This is a genomic window from Leclercia sp. LSNIH8, from assembly GCF_002920195.1.
GTDB lineage: Bacteria > Pseudomonadota > Gammaproteobacteria > Enterobacterales > Enterobacteriaceae > Enterobacter.
This window is the reverse complement of the sequence record NZ_PQJY01000011.1, coordinates 1-13318: the sequence shown is the minus strand read 5'-3', so window position 1 is coordinate 13318 and position 13318 is coordinate 1. Positions and strand designations below refer to the sequence as shown.

9 protein-coding genes and 2 pseudogenes are annotated in these 13318 nt (G+C 54.9%); 3 read left to right on the top strand and 8 right to left on the bottom strand.

The window, feature by feature from the left end; translation table 11 throughout:
• Positions 1–259: 259 nt before the first annotated feature.
• Both C3406_RS22050 and C3406_RS22045 read right to left on the bottom strand, forming a co-directional pair.
• Positions 260–1054: pseudogene (locus C3406_RS22050) on the bottom strand (integrase core domain-containing protein); the annotation flags it as partial.
• Positions 1055–1058: 4 nt separating this feature from the next.
• Positions 1059–1466, bottom strand: a pseudogene (locus C3406_RS22045) (SDR family oxidoreductase); the annotation flags it as partial.
• 98 nt (positions 1467–1564) lie between these two features.
• Here C3406_RS22045 and C3406_RS22040 point away from each other — a divergent pair.
• A complete protein-coding gene (locus C3406_RS22040) occupies positions 1565–2464 on the top strand; it encodes a LysR family transcriptional regulator (RefSeq protein ID WP_062779780.1) in 900 nt (299 codons plus the stop codon).
• A gap of 278 nt (positions 2465–2742) precedes the next feature.
• Here C3406_RS22040 and C3406_RS22035 read toward each other — a convergent pair whose 3' ends face one another.
• The 6 genes from C3406_RS22035 to C3406_RS22010 form a co-directional block, all read right to left on the bottom strand.
• Complete coding sequence (locus tag C3406_RS22035; RefSeq protein ID WP_000851062.1) at positions 2743–3747, bottom strand: LacI family DNA-binding transcriptional regulator; 1005 nt, start codon at positions 3745–3747, stop codon at positions 2743–2745.
• 29 nt (positions 3748–3776) lie between these two features.
• The gene (locus C3406_RS22030) at positions 3777–5177 is read right to left on the bottom strand and encodes a sucrose-6-phosphate hydrolase (protein ID WP_062779778.1); all 1401 of its coding nucleotides are present in this window, start codon (positions 5175–5177) and stop codon (positions 3777–3779) included.
• Positions 5177–6547, bottom strand: coding sequence for a sucrose-specific PTS transporter subunit IIBC (locus tag C3406_RS22025; RefSeq protein WP_000345203.1), 1371 nt, complete (start codon positions 6545–6547; stop codon positions 5177–5179). Before C3406_RS22025 ends, C3406_RS22030 begins: the two co-directional genes overlap by 1 nt.
• Positions 6548–6682: 135 nt before the next feature.
• Positions 6683–8200 carry a carbohydrate porin gene (locus C3406_RS22020; protein ID WP_001393599.1) on the bottom strand — a complete coding sequence of 506 codons (1518 nt, stop codon included), beginning with the start codon at positions 8198–8200 and terminating at the stop codon, positions 6683–6685.
• Between the two features lie 165 nt (positions 8201–8365).
• Positions 8366–9289 carry an aminoimidazole riboside kinase gene (locus tag C3406_RS22015; protein WP_000992321.1) on the bottom strand — a complete coding sequence of 308 codons (924 nt, stop codon included), beginning with the start codon at positions 9287–9289 and terminating at the stop codon, positions 8366–8368.
• 1124 nt (positions 9290–10413) lie between these two features.
• A complete protein-coding gene (locus C3406_RS22010; protein WP_004958543.1) occupies positions 10414–11208 on the bottom strand; it encodes an AraC family transcriptional regulator in 795 nt (264 codons plus the stop codon).
• A gap of 87 nt (positions 11209–11295) precedes the next feature.
• Between C3406_RS22010 and C3406_RS22005 the strand changes: the two genes are divergently transcribed.
• Positions 11296–12486, top strand: a complete 1191-nt coding sequence (locus C3406_RS22005) for an MFS transporter (RefSeq protein WP_103181189.1) — start codon at positions 11296–11298, stop codon at positions 12484–12486.
• Between the two features lie 118 nt (positions 12487–12604).
• Positions 12605–13302 (top strand): IS1-like element IS1A family transposase gene (locus C3406_RS21995; RefSeq protein WP_225988001.1). Its coding sequence is split into 2 segments (ribosomal slippage): positions 12605–12854 and positions 12854–13302, totalling 699 coding nucleotides; the frame shifts between segments, so codons are not numbered across the junction.
• Positions 13303–13318 lie beyond the last annotated feature (16 nt).

Sequence of the window (13318 nt, the reverse complement as noted above, 5' to 3'; positions counted from 1 at the left end):
TGTGGTGGATCCCCCTGTGCGGCGGGACAATCCGGTTGATGTATGTAAATATGCTTGCGGCTCGTATAACCGGTAACGAGCCACCGGGAGGCACCCGGCACCTGTTTCAGAACCTGGGAAGTGCGTTTTGAGCCCATCCGTCCGGACAGGCTTTTTTATACCCGCTTCGAAACCGGTGCTATGCTTAAACTGTAACCAGGCCATAGCACCTACCCCTTATCCTCATCGGTGTACGGTCCGGGGACATGGTGAACACTTTTTAACATCCTTTACCCATGGTGATCGACTTTTTCTTCAGGTCGATCACCCACACTTTCGTGTTGTACCACCACACTTCGTAATAACCGTCCTCCTGTGTCTCCCTCAGCCCTACCTGCTCGCCCCTGAACGCCTTGCCTGCGCTCAGACTGACACCCTTCACGCTCAGCTTCCCGCTGATATCCACCTTCCTGACCATCACACCCCCGTCGTATTCCGATGGCGTTGTGTGGCTGTTGTACTACCGCGCGGATGGCTGGTAGCGCGAGGCCGGAACCGTCATATCCAGCCCCTCATGGGGCTGTTCGAGGTTATAGGCTGTCCGCCAGTGGTCGAAGGCGCGCTGCAGCTCGCTGCTGTCCGCGAACCACTTACCCTGCAGGACTTCTGCCTTCAGGCGGTGGTGAAAACGCTCCAGCTTGCCCTGGGTCTGCGGGTGATAAGGCCTTGAGTGGCTCACCCGGATCCCCAGGCGCATCAGCCACAGCTCGAGCGCCGTCCAGGTGCCGGTGGTGTCGCCCCAGGGTTCGCCGTTGTCCATGGTCATCCGGTCCGGCAGGCCGTAGCGTTCAAACACCCCGACCAGCTGCTGCTGCACGGTCTCACGCCGTTCATCGGGGCAGTGCATCAGGCATAGGGAAAGCCGGGTGGTCTTCCAGCCAGCGTTTGATCTTGCGGGCCCCCAGCGTTCGTGACGGGAATGGGCCATGCGCAACAGGTCAGCGATGTCGTCTGATGAACGGTTCGGGGAATGACGGGGTGTGCGGGGACGGTCATGAAGACCGGATAAACCGTCGTCAAAGGTTAATTATCTGGCCAGAACCCTGAGCTTCCATCACTGGAAGCACAGCCCCAATTCCCCACAGCACGCCCTTGATGTTAACGTCAATCGTACGTTCCCATTCATCCTGTTTGCCGGCCGCAAGCGGTGAAAGTGGCATGATGCCCGCATTGTTAATCAGAACGTCAACACGCCCCCAGTTATCAAGCGCTGACTGCACGAAATGAGCCATGGACAGTCTGTTTGTGACATCCAGCTCACGCGCTTCAGCCATACCGCCGGCGCTGCGGATTTCTGCTGCAATGGCTTCGATACGATCCAGTCTGCGCGCCCCTAATAGCACTCTCGCACCTGCTTTTCCAAGCTCTCTGGCAATGCCTTCCCCAATGCCACTTGACGCGCCGGTAATTAATATAACTTTATCCATGATGTGCTCCTTCAGTTGAGTTCAGAGAGATGATAGACCTTTATGATTAGTTCCAGTATCCTGCTTTTACTGGACTCAGTGATTAGCAGAATTAAACAATGAAAATTGATCTCAATCTTTTACCTGTTTTTATCGCGGTTGCTGAAGAGCGTAATTTCACCATAGCCGCAGCCCGGCTGGGGGTTACGCGCTCGGCGGTTAGTCAGGGAATACGGCGGCTTGAGGATACTTTCGGCACAATGCTGGTAATGCGGACAACACGTTCAGTAAACCTGACTGAAGCGGGAGAACGACTGCGTACATCCCTGTCATTATCTTTATCCAGCATTGACGCTGCGTTCGAAGATATTGCATCCGACAGCACGCCACGTGGACTTCTGAGGATCGCGGTGACCTCCATAGCTGAAGAGTTTCTTTCAGGTCCGCTGATCGCCTCGTTTGCGGCTGCTAATCCAGCCGTGACGATCGATATTGTCGTGATAGATGAGGAATTTGATATTGTGGCCGCTGGTTATGATGCTGGCGTAAGGCTCGGAGATGTGATCGAGAAGGATATGATTGCCGTCCCGCTTACAGAAAAGCAACGTGAAATGGTGGTTGCGTCCCCATCCTATCTCACTGCTTGTAGCGCCCCTCTTCATCCGCGTGAGCTTGTACATCATCAGTGTATCGGCTGGCGTCCTTCCCCGGATGTTGCTCCTTATCGCTGGGAATTTGAGGAGAACGGGAGAGCTTTCGACGTGGCGGTAGAACCGCGAATAACAACTAATGACCTGCGTCTCATGCTGAGGCTGGCTCTTGCCGGTGGAGGTATAACATTTGCCCCTGAGGAAACATTCAGGCCGTATATTGAAAATGGTCAACTTGTTTCAATGCTTGATGATTTTCTTCCCCATTTTCCTGGCTTTTATCTGTACTTTCCTCAACGCCGGAATATAGCGCCAAAACTACGCGCCCTAATCGAACATGTCAGGCAATGGCAGCAACCGTATGCTTAATGGTAAGCGCTAAATACTTTGTAACGTAAACCAGTTTTCTGAGGACTGACTCATTTAGTTATATGTTATGTTCGCTTCTGGCACAAAACGGACTGTCATTGTCAGGCATTTTGTCAGCGGTCAGTTAATCCAGTCTCCCTGCGTGAGGCCAGGCAACTGCTCAAACGCCCTAATATGGTCGTTACCAGCACGATGCCGGCGCCAATGGTATGCCCGGCGATCGCCGGGCCGTTCAGACCAATCGGCATCCAGCGTCGCTATTCAAAAATACTCAGTTATTACTGATGCCGAAACTGCAGCGTTGCGGGCAGGTAGCGTTGTAGCGTTTCGGGCGTATCGCCCTCGATCAGCTGGCTTATCAGATCGTAGCAGTGCCAGGCCAGCTGGCGATTATCCTGCTGGACAGTGTCGATACGCAGCGACAGCGAATCATAAAGATAGTGATCGTCAAAGCTCGTCAGATGAATATCGGAGTCGAGTAAATGGTGCTGGCTCATATAGCGCAGAACCCCTTCGAGCAGCCCGCAGGCGGCGGTGAATAGCGCCTTAGGCGGCCGCCCAAGGCGCGCGCAGAGTGCGGCAAACATCTCATAGCCGGAGCTGGGATGGTAATTGCCGTTGATCACCCATTCCGGGCGCAGGGCAATACCCGCCTGAGCCAAACCCTGCGTGAACCCGGTCAGACGATCGCGGGAGGGCGACAGACGCGCCTGACCGCCTAAAAACCAGAACTCATCGCTATGCTGAGGCGCGATGCGGGAAATCAGTTCCGCCGTTGGGGTAATCGAATCGGTCATTACCAGCGGCAGCGCGCTTTCATTGGGGCACCGGTCAAACAGCACCACTGGCAGCTGTTGGCTGAGTTTGAGATAGTCGGCATCGTTGTGCATACAGGAAGCGACGATCATCCCGTCGACCTGGCGGGCAATCATATTATTGACCACCACGCTCTCCTGACCGGGGTTTTCATCAGTACAAGAGATCAACAGCTGGACGCCCGCCTCGCGGCACAGCATCTCCAGCTCATGGGCAAAGACCGCAAAGCCGTGGTTGGTGATCTCCGGCACCACCAGCCCGATGGTGTGGCTGCGGTTGTTGCGCAGCGAGCGGGCATGAATGCTTGGCTGATAGTGATGCTTACGGGCAATCGACAGTACGCGCTCACGCGTTTCCTGCGCCACGCGCAGCTCCTTGCCACGACCATTCAGTACCAAGCTGGCGGTCGCTTTGGAGACGCCAGCCTGTTCGGCTATATCTTTAATGGTTACGCGTTTGGTTTTCATTACGACGCCATGAGCCTGAAGCAAAACGCTTATTCTACCATGCAAGTTCGCAGCGGCCAGTAGCAGAATGCGTCCGGCGTGATGCCGGAGAATGTTAGCTGACCGGAGCAGGCCGGGAAGTAGCGGCTGCTCATCACCCCTTCACCGCCGTTTATGAAAATCTCCACGCTCGACTGGTCGATGAAAACACGCAGCGAGCGGACGTTTCCGCGCCAGTAACGATAATGCATCTCGTCGCTGGCGAGACTGCGTCGGGCCAGGCGGAGTCCGCTGGCATCGCACTCAAGGGTTAATACGCCGCCAAAATCGAGGCTCAACATATCGTCCCCGCGGGTTTGCAAATCGATTTCCATCGGTGCCAGCGGCAGGGCGTTCCCCGACCAGCCGTTCGCTTCACCGCGCAGGGCGCTCAGTTCCCGTAGCGGACGCTGATAGAGCTGACCGTTGATAAACTCCAGCTCACGCAGGCAGGTCATCTGATGGATCCAGCCGTTGATGAGGGTCGGCTGAAGCATCTCTTCGCCCTCCGGCACGCCCATCCAGCCGACCAGCAGACGACGGCCATCACTGGTAAGCATGGTTTGCGGGGCGTAGAACTCAAAGCCGGCGTCCAGTTCGTGCAGTTCGCCATGGCTGAAAGCGCCACTAGCGTAATCAAACTCGCCCGCCATCCATACTGCCGGGTAGGTGTTCAGGTAACACTTTTCCTCGCGGGCAATCCCCTGCGGACAGCAGATTAGAATATGCTGGTCGCCGAGAGGAAAAAGATCCGGACACTCCCACATATAGCCGACGTCGTCGAGGCCATTGATGCCGTGGCCGGCGATTTCACTCATACTCGTCCACTGATGGAGATCCGCAGAGCTGAACAGCAGCACCTTGCCGCGCTTTTGCCGATCCTGCGCACCCAGCACCATGTACCACAGGTCTTCGTGTCGCCAGACTTTTGGGTCGCGCACGTGGCCGGTGTAGCCCTCCGGCAGCGGCAGGACCGGGCCGATTTTGCGGAAGGTGCCGTCGGCGCTTTCCCTTGCCAGGCATTGCCAGGCGGTTCGCCCTCCGTCGGCAAACTTCACGTTGCCGGTATAGCACAGGGTAAGCGTACCGTTGTTATCCACCGCGCTGCCGGAGTAGCAGCCGTTACGGTCATACTCTTCGTCCGGCATCAGCGCAATGGGCTCATGCTGCCAGTGCAGCAGATCGGGGGAGCTCCAGTGCGCCCAGCACTTAAACGTATGATCGCAGGCGAGCGGGTTCCACTGATAAAACAAGTGATAGCGTCCGGCAAATTCGACAAAGCCGTTGGGGTCGTTCATCAGCCCGGTGACCGGCGCAAGGTGCCAGCGCGGATAGTGGCTATCGGCCAGCGCACGTGGCTGGCCCTGTATTACGGCCTGCAAAATCGCAGGCAGTCGTGATGGAAGAGACATTATTCAGCGTCCGTTTTGTATTTCAAAACCAGGGAGACCGTAAAGGCGACGCCAAAGGCGATAACCATCCCGATAATGTAGTTCAACAGCGAACTGGCCTGCACGATGGCCATGCCGGGGATCGCTGTCAGGCCGACCGCGGTCATGTAGACGTGTACAGATACCACCCATGCGCCGCCCGCCGCACCACCAATCAGCGCCGCAATAAATGGCTTCACAAAGCGCAGGTTAATACCAAAAATCGCCGCCTCGGTGATGCCCAGCATGGCGGAAAACGCCGAGGGCAGAGTAATGGCTTTAATTTTTGCATCTTTGGTTTTGAACCACACCGCCAGACAGGCTCCGCCCTGAGCGACGTTGGCCATCGCCCAAATCGGCAGCAGGAAGTTGACGCCGATGGAGGGATTGCCCAGCAACCCGGCTTCAACCGCATGGAAGCTGTGATGAATACCGGTAATGACGATAACTGAATAGAGACCGCCAAACAGTAACCCGGCGAGCCAGCCGGCGTGGCTAATCAGGGTGCTGAGGACAAACGAGATACCGTCGCCCAGTGCGCGACCGGCCGGGCCGATAATCAACAGGGCTATAAAACCGGATATAATCACCGTCAGGAACGGCGTCAGGATCAAATCCAGGGCATCGGGGATTGCGCGACGCAACTGCTTCTCAACGATGCTCATAAACCATACTGCCAGCAGTACCGGGAACACCGTACCCTGATAGCCGATCATGGCAATTTCGAAGCCGAAAAAGTTCATGGTGTGGAAACCCGCGGCCACGCCCCAGGCGTTAGTCAGCGCTGGATGAGTCAGAATGCCGCCAAGCGTCGCGCCGAGATAAGGATTACCGCCGAATTCGCGGGCGGCGGTAAAGCCAATCAGAATCGGCAGAATGATAAATGCCGCCGAGCTGCACATATCCAGCATGATGTAGATGGCGTTGCCCGGGTCAACCCAGCCGTATGTTTTGACCATTCCCAGCAGGCCCATCAGCAGACCAGAGGCGACGATGGCAGGGATTATCGGCACGAAGATGTTTGATAGCAGGCGGGCGATGCGCTGGAACGGATTGAGCTTTTTTGCCGCGATGTCGGCGGCTTCCGATTTGCTGGATTCGCTAATACCCGCCGCCTGAGTAAAGGCAGCGTAGACCTTATTTACCACCCCGGTGCCGAAAATAATCTGCATCTGTCCGGCATTACGAAAACAGCCCTTCACCCCTTCAACTTTGCCGATGGCCTGCTGGTCGGCCAGCGAATCATCGACCAGCACCAGGCGCAGGCGCGTGGCGCAGTGCGCGGCGCTGGCGATATTTTCTTTGCCTCCAAGAAGCGGAAGCAGCGAGCAGGAAATCTGTTCAAAATCCATAGTACCCTCTTAAGGCTTAAACATTTTTATGTTGTCGTCCCGCGTTCACGGGAGCGCTTTTTCTGCGTCTTAGCTGAGCCCGGGGTGACAAAGATGCTCTGACCCCCGGCTATTCCTGTCATCAGGCGTAAGCCGTCAGAACCAGGTTTCCATCTGCACACCGAAAGACCATTCGCCGCCCGAGTTAAAACCGTCACTGCCCAGGGCGTCATCGCTGGCGTAATTATTCAGTTTTTTGCTCCAGTCCATCCAGGAGGTATAGAAACGAATCTCCGGGCGACTGAAGAAATCACCGATACTGCCGACCTTAAATGTCGGGGCGAAGGTGAGCTTGTAGAAGCTACCGTTCACCGCCTGACGATCGTTATAACCTTCGGGTTTAAGATCCATGTACTGGTAGCTGCCTTCGTAGGCGAGAGCGAAATTCTGATTGATTGCCTGAATCAGACGCAGGTTGAATGTTGCCCACTGATAGCTGTCGCCATCGGCATAGCGGTCTTTACTGCGTTGCGCCAGCATTGCCGGGGCAACAGACCAGTTTTCGCTGAGCGGCGTGGTGCCGTAACTGGCAATGCGCCATGTGTCGGCTCCCGGACGAAGTGCGCCATCAGATCCGATACCTTTAACCTCTGCGCCCAGACCATGACCATAAAGCAGAGCGGTTTTACTGCTACCGTCGCGCAGGCCGTAGAAACTGTCGTTATGCAGGCCGAGCAGCGCATGCACGCCGGTGTTTGCCGCATCGCCTTTTACCAGATTGCCGTTGCTATCTTTACGCTCGTCGTTATCCTTCGCCCGCAGACCGCTGACCATCATCTGCAGCGGACCTGCGAAGTGATTCATGGTGAGGATATAGTTCTGCACGCTGTTGCTGGAATCATCAATGTCGCCGAAGTTACGCCCGTACAGGGAGAAATTACTCCGCAGGCCGTCGTTCCACTTCACGTCATAGATACCACCACCGGTACCGGCGAGGAACACGACATCAGAGTCAATCCAGTGAATATCGAAATTGTCGCGGTCGAAACGTTTCCCGGCCCACAGGGTGGAGCCCTTAAATGGCCCAGCGAACGTCGGCAGGTTACCCAATTCGACAAAGGCCTGACGAACGTTCAGATCGCTGGTGCTTGCAGTCCAGTCGTTATAAGAGGTTTGCCCGTCGGCGACCATCACCTTAAAGCGGGTCGTGGCCCCATTATCCAGGGTCTGCTTATGTTCAAGATTCATTTCAACATAGGTATCGGCCTGGTTTCCCAGACGGCCGATAGCTCCGCCGGTTTCACCTGCCGGCGTTATGTAGGCTCCGGATTTGGTGCTGGCGCCGGAATCATTCATTATCACGCCGGAGCGGGCGTAACCGTGAAACTCAAATCCGCTTTTGTCATCGGCTTTTTTCTCAAGTCTGGCGGTACGCTGAGCCACTTCCTGAGTCGAGTTCTGGTTTTTTTGCTGCTGCGCGGTGAGTTGCTGAACTTTTTTCTCCGCCGCCCCGGCGCGGTTTTCCGCCGTTTGCGCCCTGTTTTCTGCCTCCTGCAGGCGTTTTTCCAGCGCGTTGAGTCGGGCTTCAATGGTGCTTATATCCGTTTGCGCATGGGCTGAGGCAGCGCTGGTTAGCAAAGCGATAAGCATCGCAAGTGTGCTTTTTCTGTACATGCTGTTGGCATCCCAAAAGTAAAAATGGAAAATTATAATTTTTGCTAAACCGGTTTAGGCGCTATGTTAAGCCCGACCTTTGTTTTTCTTAAAACAAATATGCTAAACCGGTTTAATAAATGTGATGCATGCAACAAAGTGAGCCGCGCAAAGCGGCTTTAAGGATTAAAACTGACGGTTGAGATCGCGCTGATAGGGCAAGGCGGTCATCGCACCTTTGGCTGTGGTGGCCAGGGCGCCGCAGGTCTGTGCAAGCGTGAGTGTCGGTTCCAGTGCGGTCATGTCCGTTGGCATCCCGTTAGCCGCAAGGCTGGCGAGCAGTCCGGCGACAAATGCGTCTCCCGCGCCGGTGGTGTCCACGCTGGCCACAGGCCGGGCGTTGAAATGGGTAAACTTCTGCTGAAACGCGGCAAGCACCCCCGCTTTGCCCCGGGTCACCAGTAGCAATTCTGGCTGATAGCGCTCCGTTACGCTGGCGATTCCGTATGCTAAATCATTACTGCTGCTGATGAAGACCAGCTCCTCTTCCGATAGCTTTACCACGTTGGCCATGTGCAAAGCGCGATCGAGGCAGGCTAGCAGCAAAGCCTGATCCTGCCAGAGATCGGGACGAATATTAGGGTCAAAGCTGACCCGACCGCCGGCAGACCTGATGCTCTCCATCGCCGCGAAGGTAGTGCTACGGCTGGGCTCGGCGCTGAGCGCGATGGAGCAGACGTGCAACCACTGTCCGGCGGCAAACTGTGGCAGGTCTTCTTCAACCAGGAACAGGTCCGCGCTGGGGCGTACCATAAAGGTAAAGGTGCGTTCCCCCTGGTCGTCAAGGTCGACGACCACAGTGGACGTGCGGTGCTGATCGTCGAGATACATATGGCTGACGTCGACCTGCTCCTGTTGCAGGGTATGACGCATGTAGCGGCCAAACGGGTCACCGCCGACGCGGCCGATAAATCCGCTGTTGCCGCCAAGGCGGGCAACCCCTACCGCCACGTTAGCCGGCGCGCCTCCAGGGCACTGCAGCAGGCGCCCTTCGCTCTCCGGCAGCAGGTCCACCACCGCGTCGCCCAGAACCCAAACTTTTGCATTCATGCTAAAACCCTCCAAAGCTAAACTTAATTAAACCGGTTTAGCATATTAAATCACAGTGACCGAGTGGGTGGAACGTTCCAGCCGGAAAAGCGCGGCTCATGACATAAAAACGTGAGCCGCCTTATGAAATAGCGTTGATTTGACAGCTGTGAAGACTGACGTCCTGGACACAAAACGTTACTGAGCGAAGAAGGCCAGACGTTATCAGGTCGGTCATGTATGACTGCGGGCACTGCTTGCCAGAGCCGTTCCCGGATGAACTGGCGGATGAATTCAGATTAGTGAATTCGATGAATTCGGTTTTTTTTAGAATTATCGGTAAACCAATGAGTCGCGATATTTCCCCTGCTAATGAGTTCTTCTGAAGGCGCCATCAAACCTGTCGAGGTTTAGATACCTTGAACCGGCATAGAGGCGCGGCCGCTAGCCTAAACTGGATTTATTCCGTTCGGTGGCACCGTAGCCCGGTGAAGCCGGTAAAGGAGCAGAAGGGATCACCTGTCCCCACCCTTGCCCTATAAAGCGTTAATCCACTTAAAGCTATTCAGACGCTGAATTACGCGGCCGGAGTGGTCCCGACAAGGCGAAGCCGCTGCCGGGGCGTATCTCCGAGTTAGCGCCGATTGAGGCGCTTACGAGCGTGTATTCCTATACTTACCGGTGCACTATTTACAGCGGCTCATAACCTAGTTACAACATCCATCATTAAAAGCGACACTACTCCCGGGCTTCGCCCGGGGCGGCGGCGCTATTCAGGGTTAGTCTCGGCTCAGTTGTTGCCGCTGTGCACGGAATTCGATTATTGGTTGAGATGGGCTCTCTGATTCATATTTGTGAGGGTATTTCAGGTTGCAAGGGATGTAACTCTATTCTTATGTATGTTGTAACTATAATTTAAAAAAACTCATGGTCTTCTTAGGATCGTCAACAAAGTTATCGGTCCTGATTAATCTATGCGTCTTGTTTTTCCCGCCTCGGATTGAGCGTGATGCTATCTGGGGGCCGCTTGGAAAACGGAAAATATCCTACGTTAAGCCTGTTTTTTAAGCAGGAATGACAGGCAGCAATGAGCGAACAGCGGACGTTGACGTTCTTTATAAAAATTCGGTTTGTGTTGTTTTGCATTAGTTTAGAGACGAAAAATATTGCGTCGGTGATTTACCCAGCGCTTTTCTGAACATCGTAATAAACGCGCTGACCGAATCATATCCCAGCGTTCCGGCTACACGCTGCACGGACTGACCTTCAGCCAGATGGCTCAGGGCAATCATCAAATGCAGTTGCTGACGCCAGCGACCAAAGCTCATTCCTGTCGCCTCTTTTATCAGCCTGGCCAGCGATCGTTCGCTGGTGACCAGATGTGCAGCCCACTGCTTTAACGTTCGCCGATCATCAGGCTCATTAAAAAGTGCCTCCGCCATATTCCGGATTTTAGGATGATCGGATACGGGAAGATGGAGCGCTTCAACCGGCACATCCGGAATATGCTCCAGCAGCACCGCTGCGAGCCTGGCAGTTTTACTGTCAGGAGAATAAGCCTGTCCCTGCTCTGCCAGATACAGAACAAGCTCGCGGACCAGAGAAGTCATCGCCAGGGTACAGCAGATTTCCGGCATCGCTGCCGCGCCGGGTTCGATGAACAAAAAGCAGGTATCTGCATTCTTCGTGACCCGGCAACTGTGGGGAATTTTACCCGGAACCCAGACAGCATGTCCCGGTGGAACAAGCCACAGCGCATCCTCAACCTCACAGCTCACTGCACCGCGCAAAGAGATAATAAGTTGTCCCTTACGGTGAGAGTGCGGACTCTGACCTGCATACTCGCCTGACGATGATACATGCAGCGCGATAGCAGCCTGACTGAAAGCATCGGCATTAAACTCATCCGGTGAGGTCACCGGTTTTTTATTAACTGGCATGATTTAGTTATATGTTGTCAGATTATCTATATTCTGTAACTCATGCGTCCTTTAAAGTCTTTCTTTTTACCAGAAAAAGCAAAATTTATGTCCCACACTACGAACAAGTGGTCTTCAATCATACTTGTGACCGGCATCCTTTTTATAGCTATCAACCTGCGTGTTCCTTTTACCGCTATCGCACCCGTTTTAGAGTCTATTCGCCATGATTTTGGGCTAAGTATTACTGCCGTTGGGTTGCTTAACTCGCTGCCTTTGCTGGCCTTTGCCGCCTTTTCACCGCTGAGCGCATCCATCTCACACAAGTACGGTCTTGAACGCACCCTTTTTGGTGCCTTGGCCGTGATTTCAGCGGGCATCCTGCTTCGCTCCGCAGGCAGTGTCTGGGCGCTTTATGGCGGAACCATATTGATAGGTATCGGGATTGCCCTCGGCAATGTCCTGCTGCCTGGCCTTATCAAACGTGACTTTTCTGGCAACGTGGCTTCCGTGACGGGGGCATATTCCATCACCATGGGCGCGGCTGGTGCTATTGGTTCAGCCATTGTCATTCCTCTGACGCAGAGCTGGGGCTGGAACATCGCGTTAGCCATGCTGGTTATTGCACCGCTGCTTGCGTTGCTTTTATGGTTGCCCCAGTTAAAGATGAAGCATCAGTTGCCAGGAGAGGGTGAGAAAAAAGCGGCGACCGTCGCGGTCTGGCGCTCGCCTCTGGCATGGCAGGTCACCTTGTTTATGGGCCTGAATGCGATGCCGTTTTATGTTGCTGTCGGCTGGCTACCCGCCATTCTAACGGACAGTGGACTCTCCTCAGCCCAGGCCGGTGAAGTACACGGCATTCTTCAGCTGACCACAGCTATTCCCGGCCTGATTCTGGCGGCCACGCTGCGTCGCCTCAACGATCAGAAAGCAGCCGCTGCCGGCGTCAGCCTGTTAACCGCTGCGTCCTTTATCGGCATCCTATACCTGCCAAATCTGGCGATGCTGTGGGCTGCTCTTCTCGGCTTCGGCTCGGGTGCCAGTATGATGCTGGGCCTGACCTTCATCGGGCTACGTACCAAAAATGCCGGTGACGCCGCCGCGCTGTCAGGCATGGCGCAGAGCGTCGGTTATCTGATGGCGGCGATGGGTCCGCTGTTGCTGGGCAAAGTACAGGAGTTGTCCGGAGGCTGGACATTGCCATTACTGATGACCGCAGCAATCGCGGTCGCTGGTGCCTGCACAGGAATGGCTGCCGGACGAAATGCACACCTGGAACCGGCACAGCAGCCGGGCTGAATTTGCTGACACTGCAGGAGAGCGCTCTGTTCTCCTGCTGTGGATACTCTCCATTATCGTTCCGGTGATGCTGCCAACTTACTGATTTAGTCTATGATGGTGTTTTTGAGGTGCTCCAGTGGCTTCTGTTTCTATCAGCTGTCCCTCCTGTTCAGCTACTGACGGGGTGGTGCGTAACGGCAAAAGCACCGCCGGACATCAGCGCTATCTCTGCTCTCACTGCCGTAAAACATGGCAACTGCAGTTCACTTACACCGCTTCTCAACCCGGTACGCACCAGAAAATCATTGATATGGCCATGAATGGCGTTGGATGCCGGGCAACCGCCCGCATTATGGGCGTTGGCCTCAACACGATTTTACGTCACTTAAAAAACTCAGGCCGCAGTCGGTAACCTCGCGCATACAGCCGGGCAGTGACGTCATCGTCTGCGCGGAAATGGACGAACAGTGGGGCTATGTCGGGGCTAAATCGCGCCAGCGCTGGCTGTTTTACGCGTATGACAGGCTCCGGAAGACGGTTGTTGCGCACGTATTCGGTGAACGCACTATGGCGACGCTGGGGCGTCTTATGAGCCTGCTGTCACCCTTTGACGTGGCGATATGGATGACGGATGGCTGGCCGCTGTATGAATCCCGCCTGAAGGGAAAGCTGCACGTAATCAGCAAGCGATATACGCAGCGAATTGAGCGGCATAACCTGAATCTGAGGCAGCACCTGGCACGGCTGGGACGGAAGTCGCTGTCGTTCTCAAAATCGGTGGAGCTGCATGACAAAGTCATCGGGCATTATCTGAACATAAAACACTATCAATAAGTTGGAGTCATTACCG